Annotated in this window: 21 protein-coding genes; 2 read left to right on the top strand and 19 right to left on the bottom strand. The window is 63.7% G+C overall.

Annotation, left to right across the window (positions count from 1 at the left end; translation table 11 throughout):
• Positions 1-16 precede the first annotated feature (16 nt).
• From greA to carA, 3 genes are all read right to left on the bottom strand, one after another.
• Positions 17-493 carry a transcription elongation factor GreA gene (gene greA / locus AC07Z7_RS14810; protein ID WP_094287859.1) on the bottom strand — a complete coding sequence of 159 codons (477 nt, stop codon included), beginning with the start codon at positions 491-493 and terminating at the stop codon, positions 17-19.
• Between the two features lie 201 nt (positions 494-694).
• Positions 695-3,940 carry a carbamoyl-phosphate synthase large subunit gene (gene carB / locus AC07Z7_RS14805; RefSeq protein ID WP_094287857.1) on the bottom strand — a complete coding sequence of 1,082 codons (3,246 nt, stop codon included), beginning with the start codon at positions 3,938-3,940 and terminating at the stop codon, positions 695-697.
• Positions 3,940-5,103 carry a glutamine-hydrolyzing carbamoyl-phosphate synthase small subunit gene (carA, locus tag AC07Z7_RS14800; protein ID WP_094287855.1) on the bottom strand — a complete coding sequence of 388 codons (1,164 nt, stop codon included), beginning with the start codon at positions 5,101-5,103 and terminating at the stop codon, positions 3,940-3,942. The genes carB and carA overlap by 1 nt, the downstream gene beginning before the upstream one ends.
• 281 nt (positions 5,104-5,384) lie before the next feature.
• On the opposite strand from carA, the gene AC07Z7_RS14795 reads away from it, so the two are divergent.
• Positions 5,385-6,203, top strand: a complete 819-nt coding sequence (locus AC07Z7_RS14795) for a hypothetical protein (protein WP_494766695.1) — start codon at positions 5,385-5,387, stop codon at positions 6,201-6,203.
• A 105-nt stretch (positions 6,204-6,308) separates the two neighbouring features.
• Here the strand turns inward: AC07Z7_RS14795 and AC07Z7_RS14790 are convergent, their stop codons facing one another.
• The 16 genes from AC07Z7_RS14790 to rpsB form a co-directional block, all read right to left on the bottom strand.
• Positions 6,309-7,082, bottom strand: a complete 774-nt coding sequence (locus tag AC07Z7_RS14790) for a TrmH family RNA methyltransferase (protein ID WP_494766694.1) — start codon at positions 7,080-7,082, stop codon at positions 6,309-6,311.
• A gap of 21 nt (positions 7,083-7,103) precedes the next feature.
• Positions 7,104-7,730, bottom strand: coding sequence for a ribonuclease HII (gene rnhB, locus AC07Z7_RS14785; RefSeq protein WP_494766693.1), 627 nt, complete (start codon positions 7,728-7,730; stop codon positions 7,104-7,106).
• Entirely contained in the window at positions 7,696-8,859 is a 1,164-nt protein-coding gene (gene lpxB, locus AC07Z7_RS14780; protein ID WP_494766692.1) for a lipid-A-disaccharide synthase, read from the bottom strand. Before lpxB ends, rnhB begins: the two co-directional genes overlap by 35 nt.
• Before the next feature lie 9 nt (positions 8,860-8,868).
• The gene (gene lpxA / locus AC07Z7_RS14775) at positions 8,869-9,657 is read right to left on the bottom strand and encodes an acyl-ACP--UDP-N-acetylglucosamine O-acyltransferase (protein WP_094288124.1); all 789 of its coding nucleotides are present in this window, start codon (positions 9,655-9,657) and stop codon (positions 8,869-8,871) included.
• A 20-nt stretch (positions 9,658-9,677) separates the two neighbouring features.
• Positions 9,678-10,118 carry a 3-hydroxyacyl-ACP dehydratase FabZ gene (gene fabZ, locus AC07Z7_RS14770; protein WP_094287840.1) on the bottom strand — a complete coding sequence of 147 codons (441 nt, stop codon included), beginning with the start codon at positions 10,116-10,118 and terminating at the stop codon, positions 9,678-9,680.
• A 16-nt stretch (positions 10,119-10,134) separates the two neighbouring features.
• Positions 10,135-11,118, bottom strand: coding sequence for a UDP-3-O-(3-hydroxymyristoyl)glucosamine N-acyltransferase (gene lpxD, locus AC07Z7_RS14765; RefSeq protein WP_494766691.1), 984 nt, complete (start codon positions 11,116-11,118; stop codon positions 10,135-10,137).
• 27 nt (positions 11,119-11,145) lie between these two features.
• Positions 11,146-11,667 carry an OmpH/Skp family outer membrane protein gene (locus tag AC07Z7_RS14760; protein WP_063459514.1) on the bottom strand — a complete coding sequence of 174 codons (522 nt, stop codon included), beginning with the start codon at positions 11,665-11,667 and terminating at the stop codon, positions 11,146-11,148.
• Positions 11,667-13,964 (bottom strand): outer membrane protein assembly factor BamA, encoded by a 2,298-nt coding sequence (gene bamA, locus AC07Z7_RS14755; RefSeq protein ID WP_494766690.1) that lies wholly within the window; start codon positions 13,962-13,964, stop codon positions 11,667-11,669. Before bamA ends, AC07Z7_RS14760 begins: the two co-directional genes overlap by 1 nt.
• A 44-nt stretch (positions 13,965-14,008) precedes the next feature.
• Entirely contained in the window at positions 14,009-15,373 is a 1,365-nt protein-coding gene (gene rseP / locus AC07Z7_RS14750) for an RIP metalloprotease RseP (RefSeq protein WP_494766689.1), read from the bottom strand.
• Between the two features lie 29 nt (positions 15,374-15,402).
• Positions 15,403-16,581, bottom strand: coding sequence for a 1-deoxy-D-xylulose-5-phosphate reductoisomerase (ispC, locus tag AC07Z7_RS14745; protein WP_252658411.1), 1,179 nt, complete (start codon positions 16,579-16,581; stop codon positions 15,403-15,405).
• A complete protein-coding gene (locus AC07Z7_RS14740) occupies positions 16,581-17,435 on the bottom strand; it encodes a phosphatidate cytidylyltransferase (RefSeq protein WP_494766688.1) in 855 nt (284 codons plus the stop codon). Before AC07Z7_RS14740 ends, ispC begins: the two co-directional genes overlap by 1 nt.
• 30 nt (positions 17,436-17,465) lie before the next feature.
• Positions 17,466-18,197 carry a polyprenyl diphosphate synthase gene (gene uppS, locus AC07Z7_RS14735; protein WP_252658288.1) on the bottom strand — a complete coding sequence of 244 codons (732 nt, stop codon included), beginning with the start codon at positions 18,195-18,197 and terminating at the stop codon, positions 17,466-17,468.
• Positions 18,198-18,220: 23 nt separating this feature from the next.
• Positions 18,221-18,781, bottom strand: a complete 561-nt coding sequence (gene frr, locus AC07Z7_RS14730; RefSeq protein ID WP_094287828.1) for a ribosome recycling factor — start codon at positions 18,779-18,781, stop codon at positions 18,221-18,223.
• 49 nt (positions 18,782-18,830) lie between these two features.
• On the bottom strand, positions 18,831-19,553 hold the full coding sequence (gene pyrH, locus AC07Z7_RS14725) for a UMP kinase (RefSeq protein WP_026436856.1): 723 nt from the start codon (positions 19,551-19,553) through the stop codon (positions 18,831-18,833).
• A 67-nt stretch (positions 19,554-19,620) separates the two neighbouring features.
• Positions 19,621-20,550 carry a translation elongation factor Ts gene (gene tsf / locus AC07Z7_RS14720; protein ID WP_252658289.1) on the bottom strand — a complete coding sequence of 310 codons (930 nt, stop codon included), beginning with the start codon at positions 20,548-20,550 and terminating at the stop codon, positions 19,621-19,623.
• A 106-nt stretch (positions 20,551-20,656) separates the two neighbouring features.
• Positions 20,657-21,409, bottom strand: coding sequence for a 30S ribosomal protein S2 (gene rpsB, locus AC07Z7_RS14715; RefSeq protein ID WP_094287824.1), 753 nt, complete (start codon positions 21,407-21,409; stop codon positions 20,657-20,659).
• A gap of 182 nt (positions 21,410-21,591) precedes the next feature.
• On the opposite strand from rpsB, the gene AC07Z7_RS14710 reads away from it, so the two are divergent.
• The coding region (locus AC07Z7_RS14710) for an amidase family protein (protein ID WP_494766687.1) at positions 21,592-22,489 on the top strand (898 nt) is incomplete at its 3' end.

The following is a 22,489-nucleotide window of genomic DNA, read 5'->3' as shown; positions in this document are numbered from 1 at the left end:
CGCTGCACGGCGGCGTTCACAGGTAGCTCACGGCCACCACTTCGTAGCGGCGGATGCCGCCGGGCGCCTGCACTTCGGCGGTGTCGCCCTCTTCCTTGCCGATCAGCGCCCGCGCGATGGGGCTGGAGATATTGATCAGGCCCTGCTTCAGATCGGCCTCATCCTCACCCACGATCTGGTACTTCACGGTATCGCCAGAGTCCTCATCCTCCAGCTCGACCGTAGCGCCAAAAACCACCTTGCCGCCGCCATCCACACCGCTGGGGTCGATGACTTGCGCCACAGAGAGCTTGCCCTCGATCTCCTGAATGCGGCCTTCGATAAAGCCCTGGCGATCCTTGGCCGCGTCGTAGTCGGCGTTTTCACTCAGATCGCCTTGCGCACGTGCTTCAGCGATGGCCGTGATCACGGCGGGCCGCTCCACGGTCTTGAGACGGTGCAGCTCTTCCTTGAGCTTTTCAGCGCCGCGTTTGGTAATCGGAATAGTGGCCATTTTGTTGAGACTCCACAAATCAAAACGGTGAAAGCGCAAAGCACTTCCACCGGTCAGCCGCCATGTCACACCCCGGACGGGCCGGGCAGTGTGAAACGGCAATCTACAAAAGGAAACCGCCGCACGTTGCCGCGCGGCGGTGTCTGTTCAGGGGCAGATTATGCCGCTTTTACCGGGCAGCAAGCCACCCCCGGGCCACGATCAAGCAGCCAACTGGGCGTGCAGTTCCTGCACCGAGTACACGTCGAGCTTGTCGAGGTACTTCATGCCCTCCACGGCCGCCTCAGCACCGAAGATGGTCGTGAAAGTCGTCACACGGGCGAGCAAGGACGAGGTGCGGATCGCCCGCGAATCGGCAATCGCATTGCGACGCTCTTCCACGGTGTTGATCACCATCACGATCTCGTTGTTCTTGATCATGTCCACGATGTGCGGGCGGCCTTCGGTGACCTTGTTGACCACCACCACCGGAACACCCGCCTCGGCAATCGCTGCAGCAGTGCCCTTGGTCGCCACCAGGTCGAAGCCCAACGCCACCAGCTGACGCGCGATGTCTACTGCGCGGGGCTTGTCGTTGTTCTTGACGGTCAGGAACACCTTGCCCGACGTTGGCAGCTTGGTGCCCGCGCCCAGCTGGCTCTTCACAAAGGCTTCGCCAAAGGTCTTGCCCACGCCCATCACCTCACCGGTGGACTTCATCTCTGGGCCGAGGATGGTGTCCACACCAGGGAACTTGACGAACGGGAACACAGCTTCCTTCACGCTGAAGTAAGGCGGCGTCACTTCCTTGGTGATGCCCTGCGAAGCCAGCGTTTGGCCCGCCATGCAGCGTGCGGCGACCTTGGCCAGCTGGATGCCGGTGGCCTTGGAGACAAACGGCACCGTGCGCGAGGCGCGGGGGTTTACTTCCAGCACGTAGATCACGTCCTTGCCATCCACTTCCTGAATGGCGAACTGAACGTTCATCAGGCCCACCACGTTCAGGCCTTCTGCCATGGCGGCAGACTGGCGCTTGAGCTCGTCCACCGTGGCTTGCTTGAGATAGTACGGGGGCAGCGAACAGGCCGAGTCGCCCGAGTGCACACCGGCTTGCTCGATGTGCTCCATCACGCCACCGATGAAGGTCTTGCCTTCGGGGTCGCGCAGACAGTCCACATCGCACTCGATCGCGTCGTTCAGGAAGCGGTCCAGCAGCACGGGCGAGTCATTACTCACCTTCACGGCCTCGCGCATGTAGCGCTCCAGGTCGCGCTGCTCGTGCACGATTTCCATCGCACGGCCGCCCAGCACGTAGCTGGGACGCACCACCAGGGGGTAACCCAGCGTGGCTGCCTTTTCCAGGGCTTCCGCTTCGGTACGCGCCGTAGCATTGGGCGGCTGGCGCAGGCCCAGGTCGCCCAGCAGCTTCTGGAAGCGCTCGCGGTCTTCGGCCGCGTCGATCATGTCGGGGCTGGTGCCGATGATCGGCACGCCTTCTGCTTCGAGGCCCAGCGCGAGCTTGAGCGGCGTCTGACCACCGTACTGCACGATCACGCCGTGTGGCTTTTCCTTGTCCACGATTTCGAGCACGTCTTCCAGCGTCAGCGGCTCGAAGTACAGGCGGTCAGAGGTGTCGTAGTCGGTCGAAACCGTTTCAGGGTTGCAATTGACCATGATGGTTTCGTAGCCATCTTCGCGCATGGCCAGGGCGGCGTGTACGCAGCAGTAGTCGAACTCGATGCCCTGGCCAATGCGGTTCGGGCCACCACCCAGCACCATGATCTTCTTCTTGTCGGTGGGCTCGGCCTCGCACTCTTCCTCGTAGGTCGAGTACATGTAGGCGGTGTTGGTCGCAAACTCGGCGGCACAGGTGTCCACACGCTTGTACACGGGGCGCACCTTCAGGGCACGGCGTGCCTCGCGCACCGATTTTTCGGTGGTCTTGAGCAGCTTGGCCAGGCGGCGATCGGAGAAGCCCTTCTTCTTGAGCGTGCGCAGCGTGTCCGCATCCAGGGCGGCCAATGCGCCTTCACCCTTGTCGGCGGCCAGTTGGTCGAGTTCGAGTTCGATCTTCACGATCTCTTCGATCTGCACCAGGAACCACTTGTCGATCTTGGTGAGGTCGTACACCTCGTCCACCGACAGGCCCATGGCAAACGCATCGCCCACATACCAGATGCGCTCGGGGCCGGGCTCGCCCAATTCCTTTTCGAGCACTTCGCGGTCCTGGGTCTTCTCGTTCATGCCGTCCACGCCCACTTCCAGGCCACGCAGGGCTTTCTGGAAGGACTCCTGGAAGGTGCGGCCCATGGCCATCACCTCGCCCACCGACTTCATCTGTGTGGTCAGGCGGCTGTCGGCCGTGGGGAACTTCTCGAACGCGAAACGCGGGATCTTGGTGACCACGTAGTCGATCGAAGGCTCGAACGACGCGGGCGTGGCACCACCCGTGATTTCGTTGCGCAGCTCATCCAGCGTGTAACCCACGGCCAGTTTGGCGGCCACCTTGGCAATCGGGAAGCCCGTGGCCTTGGACGCGAGCGCAGACGAACGCGACACGCGCGGGTTCATCTCGATGACGATCATGCGGCCGTCCTTCGGGTTCACCGAGAACTGCACGTTGGAGCCGCCCGTGTCCACGCCGATCTCGCGCAGCACCGCGAGTGACGCGTTGCGCATGATCTGGTATTCCTTGTCGGTCAGGGTCTGCGCGGGGGCCACGGTGATGGAGTCACCGGTGTGCACGCCCATCGGGTCCAGATTCTCGATGGAGCAGATGATGATGCAGTTGTCCGCTTTGTCGCGGACCACTTCCATCTCGTATTCCTTCCAGCCGAGCAGCGATTCTTCGATCAGCAGCTCGTTGGTGGGCGAGGCTTCCAGGCCGCGCTTGCAGATGGTCTCGAACTCTTCGGGGTTGTAGGCAATGCCACCGCCCGTGCCACCCAGCGTGAAGCTGGGGCGGATCACCGTGGGGAAACCCACGTTCTTCTGCACTGCCCAGGCCTCGTCCATGCTGTGGGCAATGCCCGAGCGCGCGGAGCCCAGACCGATCTTGGTCATGGCGTCCTTGAACTTGAGGCGGTCTTCGGCCTTGTCGATGGCTTCGGGCGTGGCGCCGATCAGCTCGACCTTGTACTTGTCGAGCACGCCATTGCGCCACAGGTCCAGCGCGCAGTTCAGCGCGGTCTGGCCGCCCATGGTGGGCAGGATGGCATCAGGGCGTTCCTTGGCGATGATCTTCTCGACCGTCTGCCAGGTGATGGGCTCGATGTAGGTGACGTCGGCCGTGGCCGGGTCGGTCATGATCGTCGCAGGGTTGCTGTTGATCAGGATGACCTTGTAGCCTTCTTCGCGCAGGGCCTTGCAGGCCTGTACGCCGGAATAGTCGAACTCGCAGGCCTGGCCGATGATGATCGGGCCAGCGCCGATGATGAGGATCGATTTGAGGTCTGTGCGCTTTGGCATTATTTCTTCTCCATCAGCGCGGTGAAGCGGTCAAACAGGTAGGCGATGTCGTGCGGGCCGGGCGATGCTTCGGGGTGGCCCTGGAAGCAGAACGCGGGCTTGTCGGTGCGGGCCAGGCCTTGCAGCGTGCCGTCGAACAGACTGATGTGCGTGGCGCGCAGCGTGGCAGGCAGCGAGGCCATATCCACCGCAAAACCGTGGTTCTGGCTGGTGATGCTCACACGGCCGTTGTCCAGGTCCTTCACGGGGTGGTTGGCGCCATGGTGGCTGTTGTCCATCTTGAACGTGGTGGCGCCGCTGGCCAGGGCCATGATCTGGTGGCCCAGGCAGATGCCGAAAGTGGGCACGCCCGCGTCGATGATCTGGCGCGTGGCTTCGATGGCGTAGTCGCAGGGCGCAGGATCGCCAGGTCCGTTGGACAGGAAGACCCCGTCAGGATTCATGGCCAGCACGTCGGCGGCAGGCGTTTGTGCGGGCACCACGGTGACCTTGCAGCCACGTTCGGCCAGCATGCGCAGGATGTTCTTCTTCACACCGAAGTCGTATGCCACCACATGAAAGCGGGGCTGCGCGAGAACGCCGTAGCCGGAGCCCAGTTGCCACTCGGTCTGCGTCCACTCATAACGCGATGCCGTGGTAACCACCTTGGCCAGATCCAGCCCGGCCATGTTGGGGGCGGCCTTGGCTTTGGCAATGGCTTCATCGATGAGGCCCTGCGTCACCACCTGCCCTGCGGCCAGGCCCACGATGGCGCCATTCTGGGCACCCTGGGTGCGCAGCAGGCGGGTCAGCTTGCGGGTGTCGATGTTGGCAATGGCCACCGTCTTTTCGCGCACGAGGTACTGCGAAAGCGTTTCCGTGGATCGGAAGTTGCTGGCCAGAAGGGGCAGGTCTTTGATGATCAGGCCTGCGGCATGGACCTTGTCGGCTTCGATGTCTTCCGCATTGACGCCGTAGTTGCCGATGTGCGGATACGTGAGCGTCACGATCTGCTGGCAGTAGCTGGGGTCGGTGAGGATTTCCTGGTAGCCGGTGATGGCGGTGTTGAACACCACTTCGCCGACCGTGGTGCCGGTGGCACCAATCGAGTTGCCGATAAAGACCGTGCCGTCTGCGAGCGCCAGGATGGCGGGCGGGAAACTTCCCTGTAGAGACAAAAGCACTGGGTTCTCCGGATGGTTACGGTCGCCCGGCGCCTGCAGGCCACCCGCACACACAAGGTGCGATAGTGCCAGTGGCTGCTCTCAGATGGGTTGTTGCTTTGGGTGCGGTCGGGCGACGCTGTTGCGAGAAAAGCTCCCGATTATACCCTTGCCCCGGCACTTCACATCAAATGCACGTCTTGCATAACCTTGTTACGTAAGCAAACGCTTCCGGTGTTACGGGCCACGCTGCCCCACCTAGACTGCGCCGCTGATCTGCAACCACCCAAGGATATGTCTCAATGCACCCCCTCCTCCCCCGCTCTCTGACATTGGCCTTTGTCGGCAGCCTTGCCGCCATGGCATCCCACGCCATCGAACTGGCCAAATATCCCCAGGTGTTTGTGGCCCCGCAGGGGGTGGAAGTGGTGCTGGCACCCACCGCCGACGGCAAGCAGGCACTCGTGCGCGTGAGTGGCATCAATGACCCCATCGACCAGGTGGTGTTCCTGAGCACTCGAGAACCCCAGGGCTCCGCACGCGAGGTCTACACCACCCGCATCGATGGCCGCAGCTACGGCTTGCTGCACAAACAAAGCCACACCTACCGTGGCGGAGATCACTACGTGGTGTACCTGCCGGGCAAACGGGATGGCGTCGCCCTGGCCTTCAGCGACGACAAGAGCAAGGCGTTCAAGCTGGCCGACCTGCAAGCCAGCTACGAGCGCCAACTCAAACAGGGCACACAGGAGAAACTGGCCCGCTTCGACCGCAACAAGCGGCTGGCAGGCGCCCAGGCAGAACTCGCCAAGATGGACCTGGACGCCAGCGCATCTTGTGGCACTCCCGTAAAGACCACGGTGGACTGGGCCAGCATCGATGACGAAAAGCTGCAGAGCCTCAGCATCCCCAGTTTTTGCGGTGTGGTGGCCTCGGAGATCGACAGCCTCTGCCGCAATACCCCACAGTTCAAACCAACGGCAGCAGGCCTGGGCCAGGTGCAGTGCCACTTCGGCCCCCGGCTCAAGATCCGGGTGGAAAACCAGCAGGTGGTGTTCAGCACCGAGAAGGACGCCCCCAACCAGGAGGAATTTGTCCGCCAGTTTCTGCGCAACCAATAAGCCGCACGCACGAGGGACTCACGGGGGCCTGTGCCAGAGGCCCGCCCCGCCCATGGGATTGGCACATGCGCGCTGAATTGGGGCGGTGCCTGCGCTTGCCGGAGTTCAGCGGCCCGCGCCGCTGGCGTGCAGGCAGATGGCTGCGGCGGCGGCCACATTCAGCGATTCCTCGCCCCCGGGCTGGGCAATGCGGATGCGCAAGGCGGCCCGCTCCTCCAGAGCGGCAGAAACACCCTGGCCCTCATGCCCCATGACCCAAGCGCAGGGCCAGGGCAAGGCAGCGCGGTGCAGATAGTCGCCCGCGTGCGAACTGGTCACCACCAAGGGCACCTGGAGCGCCTGGACATCCTCCAGCCCCACCCCTTCGATCAGGTCCAGCGCAAAATGCGCGCCCATCCCGGCACGCAAGACCTTGGGCGACCACAGCGCAGCACTGCCCTTGATGGCTACCACCTGCCGAAACCCGAACGCCGAGGCACTGCGCAGGATGGAGCCCACGTTGCCCGCATCCTGCACCCGGTCCAGCACCACGGTCGCAGCATCGGCTCGCAGGGCAGCTGGGGCCGGCAGGTCCAGGATGAACCCCATGCGCGCTGGAGATTCCAGCCCACTGATATCGACAAACAGCGCATCGGCCAAAACTATTGTTTTGATAGCGCCCTGGGCATACTCAACGCGCGCAGAAGGCCAAAAAGACTCAGAAAAGACCGCGACCGACGCGCGCAGCCCGCGCGCCAGCGCCGCTCGGCAGAGATGGTCCCCCTCCAGCCACACGCGGCCTTGCTTGCGGTAGGCCGTGGTGTCCTGGGCCAGGCGGCGCAGGTCCTTGACGAAGGCGTTGTCGCGGGAGTGGATGGCAATCACAGACGAAGAGGTCATCGGTAGTCTCGTGCAGCCCGATCAGGTCGGCAGGTTTTGGGCCACCGGGGCGAACGAACGCCGGTGGTGCACACAAGCGCCATGCTCGCGCAGGGCGGCCATGTGCACAGCCGTGCCGTAGCCCTTGTGCCCAGCAAAACCGTATTGGGGAAATTCTTCGTGCACCTGCAAGCACCAGCGGTCGCGATGCACCTTGGCCAGAATGGACGCCGCCGAGATGGAGGGCACCAGCGCATCGCCCTTGACGATGGCCTCGGCCGGCACATCGAGCACGGGCAGCCGGTTGCCATCCACCAGCACCATCACCGGCTTGAGGCGCAGCCCCATCACGGCCCGGCGCATGGCCAGCATCGTGGCCTGAAGGATATTGAGGCGGTCGATCTCTTCCACGCTGGCCTCGGCAATACAGAAACAGAGCGCCTTGGCACGAATCTCGTCATAGAGCTTTTCACGCCGCGCCGGGGTGAGCTTCTTGGAGTCGGCCAGGCCTGCAATCGGATGCAGGTCATCGAGGATGACGGCAGCAGCCACCACGGGCCCGGCCAGAGGACCCCGGCCCGCCTCGTCCACGCCAGCCGCCAGGCCGGGTGGATGCCAGGGCAGGCAGGCCTGCTCAGGCAACGGGGGAGAGGATTTTCTGGATCGCATCGGCAGCCAATTGGGGGGTATTGCGTTGCAGGCTTTGGTGCAACGCTGCAAAGCGCTGCTCCAGCGCCGTGATTTTTGCGGGGTTGTTGTGCCGGGCATCCAGCCATTCCAGCGTGGCCGTGCAGAGCGCCTGCGGTGTGGCAGCATCCTGGATCAGCTCGGGCACCACAAACTCACGGCACAGAATGTTGGGCAGGCCCACCCAGGGCTGCAGCTGCTTGCGGCGCATCAGCCACCAGCTCAGCGGGTGCATGTGGTACCCAATCACCATGGGGCGCTTGAACAGTGCGGCTTCGAGTGTGGCGGTGCCACTGGCAATCAGCGTGGCGTCACAGGCCGCGAGCACCGTGTGGGACTGTCCGGTGATGATCTGCACGGCATCCCCCAAGCCACAGGCCTGGGCCGCCTGCTCGATGCGGCCGCGCAACGCCGGGACAGCAGGAACTATCAATTTGATGGCTGGTCGCGCCTGGCGGACAAGCGCAGCCGCCTCAAAAAATGGGCGGGCGATGTACTGGATTTCTGAAGACCGGCTGCCGGGAAGAATGGCCAGGACTTCGTCGCGGTCCTGAAGGCCCAGCTGCGCCCGGGCTGCTGCGCGGTCAGGCACCATGGGGATCACCCCGGCCAGCGGATGGCCCACGTAGGTGGCGGCAATGCCATGCTGCGCGAGCAACTCCGGCTCGAACGGGAAAATGCACAGCACATGGTCGGCACTGCGGCGGATTTTCTCCACCCGCTCGGCGCGCCAGGCCCAGATCGACGGGCATACGAAGTGCACCGTCTTGACGCCAGCGGCCCGCAGGTCGGCCTCCAGCCCCAGGTTGAAATCGGGCGCGTCCACGCCGATGAACACGTCGGGGCGGTCCTTGAGCAGGCGCTCGCGCAGTTGTTTGCGGATGCCCAGCAGCTCGCGCAGGCGGCGCAGCACTTCCATGCTGTAGCCATGCACGGCCAGCTTTTCGCTGGGCCACCAGGCACTGAAGCCCCGGCGTGCCATCTGCGGGCCGCCGATGCCGCAGGATTGCAACCCCGGCCAATGGGCCTGCATGCCGTCGATCAAAAGACCGGCGAGCAAGTCGCCCGACGTCTCGCCCGCCACCATGGCGATGCGGGGGGAAACACTCATCGCAGCCCCTCAGCGCGCGATGCCGCGCGTGGACGCATCCAGGAACGCCAGCACCAGCGCGACATCGGCAGCCGCCTCCGGATGGGCGGCGGGCAACTCGGCCATGGCGGCGCGCGCGGCGTCCAGTGTCAGCCCTTGGCGGTACAACGCGCGGTGCATCTGCTTGATGCCTGCCACGCGTGCAGCCGAGAACCCCCGGCGGCGCAAGCCTTCCAGGTTGAGCCCCCGTACGGACAGCGGGTTGCCATCCACCATCATGAAAGGCGGCACGTCCTGCGACACCGCGCTGGAGAATCCGATCATGGCGTGCGCCCCGATCTTCACAAACTGGTGGATACCGGTGAGCCCGCCCACCGTGACCCAGTCGCCAATCAGCACATGGCCGGCCAACGTGGTGTTGTTGGCCATGGTCGTGTGGTTGCCCACATGGCAGTCGTGCGCGATGTGGGTGTAGGCCATGATCCAGTTGTCGTCACCGATGCTGGTCTTACCGCCCGCCCCCGGAACACCCCGGTTGAAGGTACAGAACTCGCGTACCGTGTTGCGGTCGCCGATGACCAGCTCGGTGTCTTCGCCCTTGTACTTTTTGTCCTGCGGCTCGGCCCCCAGGGATGCAAACTGGAAGATTCGGTTGTCCTGGCCGATGGTGGTGCGGCCCTGGATCACGCAGTGAGAGCCCACGGAACTGCCTGCACCGATCACGACCTGCGAACCAATCACCGCATAGGGCCCCACCGTGACGGAAGGATCGATGCGGGCACCCGCCTCAACGATGGCAGTGGGATGAATGTTGCTCACGATCCAATGGCCAGAGTCGGTCAGCCCACGCTGCGCATGGTGCACATGAGTTCGGCCTCGCAGGCCACCTCATCGCCCACACTCGCCACACCCTTGAACTTCCAGATACCGCCGCGCACGCGGTCAATGGTGATGGTCAGGACCAGTTGGTCGCCCGGCTCCACGGGACGCTTGAAGCGCGCGCCATCGATGCCGACAAAGTAGTAGATATTGTTTTCGTCGGGCACCTTGCCCATGGCATCAAAAGCCAGCAGCCCGGCGGCTTGCGCCAGGGCTTCGAGGATCAGCACGCCGGGCATCACGGGGCGTCCCGGGAAATGCCCACCAAAGTACGGCTCGTTGAAGGTGACGTTCTTGATCGCCTTGATGCGGGTGTTGCTCTCAAGCTCGATCACCTTGTCCACCAGCAGAAAGGGGTAGCGGTGCGGCAGTTGCTTGAGAATTGCGTGGATATCCATCATCGAGTTGTTCTTCCGTTCATGCTGCTTTGAGGGCCTGCTCCAGCGCCTTGATGCGCTCGCGCAGGCTGTGCAGTTGTTTGAGTGTTGCAGCGTTCTTTTCCCACCGCGCATTGTCGTCGATGGGAAACATGCCCGTGTACTGGCCAGGCTGGGTCAGTGACCGGGTAACGACCGTGGCCGCCGAGATATGCACGTTGTCGGCCAGTTCCAGGTGCCCCAGCACAATCGCGCCGCCGCCCACCGTGCAATGCGCACCAATGGTGGCGCTGCCCGCAATGCCCACGCACCCGGCCATCGCGGCATGCTTGCCGATGCGCACGTTGTGGCCCACCTGGATCAGGTTGTCGAGCTTGACGCCGTCTTCAATCACGGTGTCTTGCAGCGCGCCCCGATCGATGCAGGTATTGGCGCCGATTTCCACATCGTCGCCAATGCGGACTGCACCCAGTTGCTCGATCTTGACCCATTGCCCGTTTTCAGGCGCAAAACCAAAACCGTCGGCACCGATCACCACACCGGAGTGCACAATGCAGCGCGCGCCGATATGGCAATCCTCACCCACGGTGACCCGCGACTTGAGCACGGTGTCGGCTCCCACATGCGCACCGCGCTCGACCACACACAGCGGGCCGATGGTGGCTGTGGGGTGCACCTGGGCCGCGGGATCCACCACGGCACTGGGATGCACGCCAGCGGGCCGTGCGGGCGCATTGCGCTGCCGCCACAGCTGGGTGGCACGCGCAAAGTAGACATAGGGGTTGTCTGCCACGATGCAGGCGCCCCGCGCCAGAGCAAATTCGCGCAAGGCAGGCGCCACAATGACACAGGCCGCCCGGGAGGCGGCCAGTTGCTGTTGGTAGCGGGGGTTGCTCAGGAAACTGAGGTCCCCGGGGCCTGCAACCTCCAGTGGCGCGATGCGGGCAATGGCGGTGTCACGCGCCCCCCCCTCCAACGAACCACCGAGCACATCCACAATGTGCCCGAGCAGCAAGCCGCTCACGCGCCACCTGCCCAGCGCTGTGGCTGATTACTTGGCGCCAGCAGCGGCATTCAACGCCTTGATCACCTTGTCGGTGATGTCATGCTTGGGGTTGATGTAGACGGCCTCTTGCAGGATCACGTCGTACTTTTCAGCCTCTGCCACTTGCTTGACGACCTTGTTGGCGCGCTCCAGCACCTGGGACAACTCTTCGTTCTTGCGGGCGCTCAGGTCCTCCTGGAACTCACGGCGCTTGCGCTGGAAGTCGCGGTCCTGGTCCACCAGCTGGCGCTGGCGCGTGGTGCGCTGGCTCTCGGCCATGGTGGGGGCTTCGCGCTCAAACTTGTCGGTGGCGGTTTTCAGGGTGTTGCCCAGGTCCACCAGTTCTTTCTCGCGGCGGGAGAACTCCTGCTCCAGCTTGGCCTGCGCAGCCTTGGCGGTGCTGGCTTCACGGAAGATGCGATCGGTATTGACAAAACCGGCTTTGAATTCCTGCGCCTGCGCAGGGGCTGCGACGGCAACAACGCCAAGCAGCAGGGCCACAGAGAGATGGCGAGAAAAGGATTTCATTAGAAAGACGTTCCGATCTGGAATTGCAATTTTTGGATTTTATCGCCAGCGAACTTGCGCACCGGCTGCGCAAACGCCAAACGCAGCGGACCGAGCGGGGAAATCCAGCTCAGCCCCAGGCCTACGGAGGCACGCATGTCGCTGAAAGTGACTTTTTCATGCTCTCCGTACACGTTCCCCACGTCCACAAAAGTGAACACACGCAAGGTCCGGTCGTTCCCTGCCCCGGGGAAAGGAGCAATCAGCTCCGCATTCAGGGTCACCTTCTTGGGCCCGCCCAGAGAGGCCCCTGTCACGTCGCGCGGGCCGAGCGTGCCCTGGTCGAAGCCACGCACGGAACCCAGGCCGCCCGAATAGAAGTTCTTGAACACCGGGAAGGGGCGGCCGTTCATGCCCTTGCCAATGCCCGCCTCACCATTGAAGGCCACCGTGAAGCGCTTGTTGAGCGGTATGTACTGCTGGTACTGGTAGTTGGCACGCACATAACGCGCATCGCCGGCTACGGACCACTCGGAATTCAGGCGCTGGTAACGGCCCGAGTTGGGGGCCAGAGCGCTGTCCCGGTCATCACGCGACCAGCCCACTGTCAATGGGATAGAGGTGCTGGTATAGCCAAACTTGTCGGCGTAATACAGGTAGGTCGCAGGGATGTTGGTTCCGGGCTTGATCTGGGTCTGCTCCAGACCGCCACCGAAAAACACGGTATCGGTTTCACTGAACGGTACCCCAAAACGCACCGAGGTTCCCGTCGTGACCAGCTGGTAGTTGCCGCCCTGGTCCTCATAGGGTTTGTCGGTGCGGTAGTACACGTCCAGCGTGCGCGAGATGCCGTCGGCCGTGAAGTAGGGATTGGTGGTGCTGAACACCAGCGTACGGCGGTATTTGCTGGTGTTGACATCGATCCCCAGGTAGTTGCCGGAGCCGAAGATGTTCTCCTGCTTGATACCAAACGAAAGCGAGGCCTTTTCAGCACTGGAGAATCCGACCCCCATCTGCAGCGAACCCGTGGGTTTCTCGGCCACGTTGATCACCAGATCCACCTGGTCGGGCGCGCCCGGCACCTCCTGGGTCTCGACATTGACTTCTGTGAAGAAGCCCAGGCGGTCCACGCGGTCGCGCGACAGGCGAATCTTGTCGCCGTCGTACCACGAAGCTTCGTACTGGCGGAACTCGCGGCGGATCACTTCGTCCCGCGTGCGGTTGTTGCCGCTCACGTTGATGCGGCGCACATAGGCGCGGCGCGATGGCTCGGCCTGCAGAACCAGCACAGCGCGGTTGTTTTCGCGGTCGATTTCCGGCACGGCCTCGACCCGGGCAAATGCAAAACCGAATCGCGCAAAGTACTCGGAGAATGCCTTGGTGGTCTCTGTCACCTGGTCGGCGTTGTAGGGCTCGCCGGGGCGGATCGTCACCAGGGACTTGAACTCATCCTCACGGTCGAGGTAGTTGCCCTCCAGCTTCACCCCCGACACCACAAACCGTTCGCCCTCGGTGACGTTGACGGTGATGGAGATGTCTTGCTTGTCTGGCGAAATCGCCACCTGCGTGGAATCCACGCGGAACTCCAGGTAGCCGCGCTGCAGGTAGTACGAGCGCAGCGTCTCCAGGTCAGCATTGAGCTTGGCGCGGGAGTAGCGGTCAGACTTGGTGTACCAGCTGAGCCAGCCGCCCGTGTCCTGGTCGAACAGCCCCTTGAGGGTGGATTCGCTGAAGGCCTTGTTGCCTACGATGCGCACTTCCTTGATGCGTGCGGGCTCACCCTCCACCACCGTGAAGGTCAGATTCACACGGTTGCGCTCGATGGGCGTCACGGTGGTCACCACCTCGGCACCGTACAGGCTCTTGTTGATGTACTGGCGCTTGAGTTCCTGCTCGGCCCGATCGGTCAGGGCCTTGTCATAAGGACGACCTTCCGCGAGGCCCACATCACGCATGGCCTTCTTCAAGGCGTCCTTGTCGAACTCGCGGGCGCCCGCAAAGTCCACATCGGCGATGGAGGGGCGCTCTTCCACCACCACCACCAGCACGTTGCCGCTGGCCTCCAAGCGCACGTCCTTGAACAGGCCCAGGCCAAACAGCGCGCGAATGGCAGCAGCGCCCTTCTCATCGTTATAGTCATCGCCCACCCGCAGGGGCATGGAGGCAAACACGGTGCCGGGCTCTACACGCTGCAGGCCTTCCACACGGATGTCCTGCACCTTGAAAGGCTCCAGAGCCCATGCCGCATTGGCGGCAAAAACCATGGCGGCAACGGCCGATGCGGTACGCACGCCCAGGCGATTGATGTGTTTTTTCATGAATGAAGCTGGAGCCGCCATTGCAGGGCAATCGCGGCAAAAGGTTAGCCAAAGAGCCGGGTGATATCGTTGAACAGGGCTATGGACATCATGAGAAGCAGGACCGCAACGCCTCCACGCTGCAGACGCTCCATCCATGCGTCCGACACTCCCCTGCCCGTGACACCCTCCCAAAGATAATACATCAGGTGCCCACCGTCCAAGACAGGCAGCGGCAGCAGGTTGAGCACGCCCAGACTCACGCTGATGAGGGCAAGAAACACGAGGTACTGGGTCAACCCCATGCTGGCCGAACGCCCGGCGTAGTCAGCAATCGTCAAGGGGCCGCTCAGATTCTTGAGAGAAGCCTCGCCGATCACCATGCGCCCCATCATGCGCAAGGTCAGCACCGACACATCCCAGGTCTTGACCATCCCAGCCCAGACGCCCTCGAACAAGCCGTAATCCACGGTCACAAACTCGGGGGGGGCGCCCACAAAGGCACCAATGCGCCCCACCGTGGCGCCCTGCTCCTGCTTGGCTTCGGGCAACACATCCAGTGTGAGCAACTGCCCCGCGCGGTCAATGCGCCAGGCCTGCGACAGGGGCTCATTGCCGCGCAGCGACTGGCGGATCAACTCGCGCAACTGCTGGCCATCCACCACGTCGGCGGCCCCCAGCTTGAGCACCACATCACCCTCGCGCAAGCCGGCGCGGGCCGCTGCGCCATCGGGCATGACCTCGCCCAGGACCGGGCGCGTCCACGGCCCCAGAATCCCGATCTTGCGGAACAGCTGTGCATCGGCTTCGCGGCTGTCGATGCCCAACATGTCCAGCAGAATCTCTCGGTGCGCGGCGCCCGCCTGCGGCTTCACATCCAGACGCACCGTCTGCCCTTCCAGCGCGCCACGCGTGAGCAGCCAACGCAGATCCTCGAACGAGCGGACGGGCTCCATCTCGTCGGCGCCCAGCGCCGCACGTTCCACCAGTTCACCACCCCTCAAGCCCGCTTTGTGCGCGACCGACCCGGCCACGGGACTCGCCAGCACGGCGCGGGGCTCTTCCACGCCATTCCAGTTCACGATGGAATACAGCAGCACAGCCAGCAACAGGTTGGCCAGGGGGCCGGCCGCCACAATGGCAGCCCGCGAGCGCAAAGGCTGGGTGTTGAACGCCAGGTGGCGCTCTTCGGGCGGCACAGGCGCCTCGCGCTCGTCCAGCATCCGCACATAGCCGCCGAGCGGAAAAGCGCCAACCACAAACTCCGTGGGAGACCCCTTGGGTTGCCAGCGCAGCAGGGGGTGGCCAAAACCCACGGAGAAGCGCAGCACCTTCACCCCACAGGCCACGGCCACCCGGTAGTGGCCGTATTCATGCACCGCAATCAGAAGACCGAGGGCCACGACAAAAGCAACAAGGGTCAGCAGCATGGCGAAATGGTTCCGTGGGTCGGGAGGGCTCAGGCCGCCAATCGGCCTGCGGCATGCTCTGCAGCGCTGCGGGCCTGGGTGTCCAGATCCAGCAGGGCTTCGAGCGAATCCGGCTTGGAGGGCGTCACGGCCTCCAAAGTTGCAAGGTTGACCGCATGAATGTGGTCAAACCGCAGGCGCCCGGACAAAAAAGCCCCCACGGCCACTTCATTGGCGGCGTTCAGCACGGCGGTCGTGCCCTCGGCCGCCTTCAGCGCCTGCCACGAAAGATGCAGGCCCGGGAAACGGATGGCGTCGGCCTCTTCGAACGCCAGCGCGCTCAGCGTCGAGAAATCCAGCCTGCTGGCACCGCTGGCAATGCGCTCAGGCCAGGCCAGGCCACAGGCGATGGGCACGCGCATGTCCGGCGTGCCCAGCTGCGCGAGGATGGATGCGTCCTTAAACTGCACCATCGAATGGATGATCTGCTGCGGATGAATCACCACCTTGATCTGGTCCGGATGCAGGTCAAACAGCCACCGCGCCTCGATCACCTCCAGCGCCTTGTTCATCATGGTCGCCGAATCGACCGATATCTTGCGGCCCATCGAAAAGTTGGGGTGCGCGCAGGCCTGGGCCGGAGTGATCTCGGCCAGGGTCGCAGGGTCACGCTGGCGGAAAGGCCCGCCGGATGCCGTGAGCAGGATGCTATCCACCCGGTCGGGCCAGGTGGACGGATCCTCGGGCAGGCACTGGAAGATGGCGGAATGCTCGCTGTCGATGGGCAGCAGCGTGGCGCCGCCCTGGCGCACCGTCTGCATGAACAAGCCACCGCCCACCACCAGCGCCTCCTTGTTGGCCAGCAACAATCGCTTGCCCGCACGGGCCGCAGCCAGACAAGGCGCCAGACCGGCAGCCCCGACGATGGCGGCCATGACGGCATCCACATCAGGATGTGATGCTATATTTTCAATAGCATCAACCTCAAACAGGACGCGCGTAGGCAGGCTGTTTTCCTTGATTTTTTCAGCCAGCAGCTGCGCATGGGGCGCACTGGCCATCACCGCATAACGAGGCCGGAACTGCGCGCACTGGGCCAGCAGCACATCCACTTGGGTGGCCGCACTCAGTGCAAACACCTCAAAACGATCCGGGTGGCGCGCCACCACATCGAGGGTGCTGGTGCCGATGGAGCCGGTAGAGCCGAGGACGGTGATTTTCTGTTTCATCATGGGGTCGTGAGGCGCGTGAGCATCATGGCCAGGGGCAAGGTTGGCAGCAGGGCGTCCACGCGGTCGAGAACACCACCGTGCCCTGGCAGCAGGCCACTGCTGTCCTTGACCCCGGCGCTGCGCTTGATGAGCGATTCCACCAGGTCGCCGGACACGCTCATGGCCACCATGAACAAGGCCGCAACCACCAGCAGCCACCAGCCCTGCTGCGCCATGCGGCTATAGAAGCTGGGCACCAGGGCCTGCCAGTGAGCGTCGGCTGCCACCCAGGCGAAGGCCATGACCACCACACCCGCCAGCCCGCCCCACACGCCTTCCCAGCTTTTGCCCGGGCTGATGGAGGGGGCCAGCTTGCCCTTGGTGAAGCGCAGGCCAAACGCACGGCCCGCAAAATAGGCAAAGATGTCGGCCACCCACACCAGCAGCAGCACCGACAGCAAAAAGTTGATCCCGACGTTGCGCGCCTGCACCACCGCCAGCCAGGCCAGCCACAGGGCCAGCACCCCGGCAACAAGGCGCACACCGGCTGGAATGCGGGGCCAGCCCGGCACGCCGGCCTTGAGCAGCCATGCAGCCGCCAGCACCCAGAGCCCGCCCCCTGCGACCCACAGCGCCGTCAGCGGGCGATCCACCCAGCCCAGCGCCCAGGACCCCGCGCACAATGCCGTGCAGACAGCCCCCACAGCCACTGAGCCTGCCTGGCCCAGACCGCTCAGGCGGCCCCACTCCCACGCACCAGCGGCCATGAGCACCAGCACCACCACAGCAAAGGGTGCGGTGGAGGGATAAAAAAGTGCTGGCAGCAGGATGGCCAGCAGGACAAGGGCGGTGATGACACGCTGTTTGAGCATGGGGCCTTTCAGAAGAACCTGCTGGGGTTCTCAGCCCGGCATCGGATCGGGATGCGCGGACAGGATCTGTTCGGAAGTTTTGCCAAAACGGCGCTCGCGGCTGCCGAAGGCGGCAATCGCCTCGTCCAGCGCCGACTCATCGAAGTCCGGCCACAGCCGGTCACTGAACACAAACTCGGCGTAGGCAGATTGCCACAGCAGGAAGTTGCTGATCCGCATTTCGCCGCCGGTGCGGATCACCAGGTCCGGGTCGGGCACATGGGACATGCCCATCGCCCCGTGCAGGCTGGCCTCGGTGATGGGCTCGCCGCGCGCCGCCAGTGACGCTGCCGCCTGGGCAATGTCCCAGCGACCGCCGTAGTTGAAGCACACATTGAGCACCAGGCGCGTGTTTTCGGCCGTGGCGGCTTCTGCCTGCGCCAGCCCCTCGCGGACTTTCTGCGAGAGACCCGCACGCTCACCCACAAAGTACAGACGCACGCCGTCTTTCTTGAGCTGCGGCACTTCACGGCCCAGCGCCAAAGCGAGCAGTTCCATGAGGCCCGACACCTCGTCGGCAGGGCGATTCCAGTTCTCTGAAGAGAACGCAAAAACGGTCAACACGCCCACGCCGCGCTCAGCGCAGGCGCGCACACAGCGGCGCAGCGAGTCAACCCCTTGCTTGTGGCCCGCCAGGCGCGGCAGAAAGCGGCGCTTGGCCCAGCGGCCGTTGCCATCCATGACGATGGCAATGTGGTGTGGCACCACCGGAGAAACAGACATGGGAACGATCAAGCCCTGGGGGCTTAAACCGCCATGATTTCCTGCTCTTTGGCGGCCACCAGCGCATCGATTTCGGCGATGTGCTTGTCGGTGAACTTCTGCACGTCGGTTTCGGCGCGCTTCTGGTCGTCTTCGGATGCCAGCTTGTCCTTGACCAGCTTCTTGACGGATTCGTTCGCGTCGCGGCGCAGGTTGCGCACGGCAATCTTGGCGCTCTCGCCCTCGTTGCGCGCGAGCTTGGTCATTTCCTTGCGGCGCTCTTCGCTCATGGGGGGCATGGGCACGCGGATCAGGTCGCCCATGGAGGCCGGGTTCAGACCCAGGTCGCTCTCGCGGATGGCCTTTTCGATCTTGGCGCCCATGCCCTTTTCCCAGGGCTGCACGCTGATGGTGCGCGAATCGATGAGAGCCACATTGGCCACCTGGGAGAGGGGCACCAGGGAGCCGTAATACTCCACCTGCACCGTGTCGAGCAGTGCCGGGTTGGCGCGGCCCGTGCGGATCTTCTGCAGGTTGTTCTTGAAGGCCGTGATGGACTGGTCCATCTTGGTCTCTGCGGTTTTCTTGATGTCGGCAATCGTCATGTTTTCTCCTGCGGCCAGCCTGCATCCGGTGCAGACCCATCCATCGTGATCAAGCGTAAACCAGCGTACCTTCGTCTTCGCCCATCACCACGCGCTTCAGGGCGCCGTGCTTGATGATGGAAAACACCTTCACCGGCAGCTTCTGGTCGCGGCACAGGGCAAAGGCGGTCGCATCCATGATGCCCAGATTGCGGGACATGGCCTCGTCAAAGCTGAGCTTTGTATAGCGCGTGGCCGTGGGGTCCTTCTGGGGGTCGGCAGTATATACGCCGTCCACCTTGGTGGCCTTGAGCACCAGCTCGGCGCCGATCTCGGCACCGCGCAAGGCTGCTGCCGTGTCCGTGGTGAAGAAAGGGTTGCCCGTGCCAGCGGCAAACACAACCACCTTGCCCTCTTCGAGGTACTGCAAGGCCTTGGGGCGCACATAGGGCTCAACCACCTGCTCGATGGCGATGGCGGACATCACACGGGCCACCAGGCCTTGCTTGTCCATGGCATCGGCCAGGGCCAGCGCGTTCATCACGGTGGCCAGCATGCCCATGTAGTCGGCGGTGGCCCGGTCCATGCCGACCGAGCCGCCCGCGACACCACGGAAAATATTGCCCCCACCGATCACCACCGCCACCTGCACACCCAGACGGGTGACTTCGGCGATCTCCTCCACCATGCGAACGATGGTGGCGCGGTTGATGCCAAAGGCGTCATCCCCCATCAGCGCCTCACCAGACAGCTTGAGCAGGATGCGCTTGTGGGCTGGTGCAGCGTGGGACATGGGTGATTTCTCCAAAGGCAGGTACGGCGGTAAAAAAAAGTGGGGGACGGGGCTGCGGTGCAGCCGATCAGGCAGCAGCGGCCTTGGCGGCAGCCACCTGGGCAGCCACTTCGGCAGCGAAGTCGTCAGCCTTCTTCTCGATGCCTTCGCCCACCACGTAGAGGGTGAAGCCCTTCACGTTGGTGTTGGCAGCCTTGAGCATCTGGGCCACGGTTTGCTTGCCGTCGGCAGCCTTCACGAAGACCTGGTCGGCCAACGAGACTTCCTTCAGGTACTTCTGCACGGCGCCGTCAATGCGCTTGGCCGTGATTTCGGCGCTCTGCGCAGGCTTGCCAGCAGCCACGAGTTCCTTGTTGGCTTCGTCGGCCTTGCCTTCGGCCACCGAGCGCTCCTTGGCGATCAGGTCGGCAGGCACGTCGGCGCTGGTCAGGGCCACGGGCTTCATGGCAGCCACGTGCATCGCGACGTCCTTGGCGGCGGTGGCGTCACCGTCGAACTCGACGACCACACCGATGCGCGAACCGTGCAGGTAGGCAGCCAGGTTCGAGCCGCTGAAGCGCTTGAAGCGGCGGAACGACATGTTCTCGCCGATCTTGCCGATCAGACCCTTGCGCACGTCTTCCAGCGTGGGGCCGAAGCTGTCCTGCTCGTAGGCCAGGGCGCCCAGGGCGTCGATGTCGGCAGGGTTGTGCTCAGCGACCAGCTTGGCAGCGGCATTGGCCATGGCGATGAAGCTGTCGTTCTTGGAAACGAAGTCGGTTTCGCTGTTGACTTCGATCAGGGCCCCCACGTTGCCGTTGATGAAGCTGGCGACCACGCCTTCAGCCGTCACGCGCGAGGCGGCCTTGCCAGCCTTCGTGCCGAGCTTGACGCGCAGCAGCTCTTCGGCCTTGGCCATGTCGCCATCGGCTTCGGTCAGCGCCTTCTTGCATTCCATCATGGGAGCATCGGTCTTGCCACGCAGTTCAGCCACCATGCTTGCGGTAATTGCAGCCATCTTTATTCCTTCAGTATTCAGTTCAATGGGTTCAGATTCGGGCTAAAAAAAAGGGGGCTCACCAGGGGCCCCGCTTTTGTTCGCGACGGATCGCGCAGCCGGGCGCTCAGGCAGCGGCTTCTTGCACTTCCACGAATTCGTCGGTGCTCTCGCCAGCGGCAGCCTTCACGACTTCGTTCACGGCGTTGGCACGGCCTTCGATGATCGCGTCAGCGATGCCACGGGCGTACAGCGTCACAGCCTTGGCCGAGTCGTCGTTGCCGGGGATCACATAGTCGATGCCTTCGGGCGAGTGGTTGGTATCAACCACACCAATCAGCGGGATGCCCAGCTTCTTGGCTTCGGCCACGGCGATCTTGTGGAAGCCCACGTCGATGATGAAGATGGCGTCGGGCAGAGCAGCCATGTCCTGGATGCCGCCGATGTCCTTTTCGAGCTTTTCGATTTCGCGGGAGAACGTCAGTTGCTCCTTCTTGCTCAGGCTGTCGAGGCCAGCTTCTTGCTGGGCCTTCATGTCCTTCAGGCGCTTGATCGAGGTCTTCACGGTCTTGAAGTTCGTCAGCATGCCGCCCAGCCAGCGCTGGTCCACGAAAGGCACGCCAGCGCGTTGCGCTTCGGTGGCCAGGATTTCACGGGCTTGGCGCTTCGTGCCGACCATCAGGATCGTGCCGCGGTTGGCAGCCAGTTGCTTGGCGAACTTTTGGGCTTCCTGGAACAGTGGCAGCGACTTTTCCAGGTTGATGATGTGAATCTTGTTGCGATGGCCGAAGATGTAGGGGGCCATCTTGGGGTTCCAGAAGCGGGTTTGGTGACCGAAGTGGACACCGGCTTCCAGCATTTCGCGCATGGTAACGGACATAAAAATACTCCAAAGGTTAGGTCTAAAATCAGCCCCAATATTTGCGACGCCGTGTTCTTCACGGATGCCGCAACACCTTGACAGGGCTGCTTTGCGATTGGCTTTGTGACAGCCGCCACACCTGCGATACATGCACCGCCTGTGTCGCTGCTCCCAGCAAAACCCAAAGATTCTAGCACACCATGCTGCCTGACCTGATCACCACCCGCGACCGACTGCGGGAGGGCGCCACCACTGCGCCCGCCGAGCTGGAACGTTGCATCGGCGCCGCCCAGGCCCCCGCCAACACCAACAGCTTTGTACGAACAATGTTCGACGAGGCACGCACCACGGCGGTGCAGCCCGGCCTGGCCCAGTTGTCCCTGGCGGGACTGGCGGTGTCTGTCAAGGACCTGTTCGACATCGCAGGCCAGGCCACGCCCGCAGGCTCCATGGTTCTGGCCGATGCACCGGCCGCTACCCAGGACTGCCCTGCGGTGGCCCGCCTGCGCGCAGCCGGGGCCAGCCTGATCGGCCGCACGAACATGGTCGAGTTCGCCTTTTCGGGTGTGGGCGTGAACCCGCACCATGGCACGCCCGCCGCCTGGGATGCCCGCTCCGGCGCGCTGCCCGGCGCAGCGCGTGTGCCGGGCGGCTCGTCCTCTGGCGCGGGGGTATCCGTGGCCACCGGGGCGGCGTTCATCGGGCTGGGGTCGGACACCGGGGGCTCCATCCGCATTCCCGCAGCGCTCAACGGCATCGTAGGCTTCAAGAACACGGCCCGGCTGGTTCCTACTGCAGGCGCCGTGCCGCTGTCCACCACCCTGGACACTGCCTGCGCCATGACGCGTACCGTGCGCGATGCCATCGTGGCGCACGAGGTGCTAGCCGCCCGCCGCGTAACGCGCAGTCTGGCACCGCTGTCGCAATACCGGCTGGCCGTGCCATCCACCCTCTTCCTCGACGGGCTGGACGCCACCGTGGCCAGCGCCTTTGAACGCAGTGTGGAAGCCTTGCGCCAGGCGGGCGCGCAGATCGACACCGTCGCCCTGCCCGCTGTGCTGGAGCAGCCAGCCTATGGTTTTGCCGCCCCCCGAAGCC

The sequence above is a fragment of the Acidovorax sp. GW101-11A03 genome, from assembly GCF_059424825.1.
This window is presented reverse-complemented; position numbering and strand designations above follow the sequence as displayed.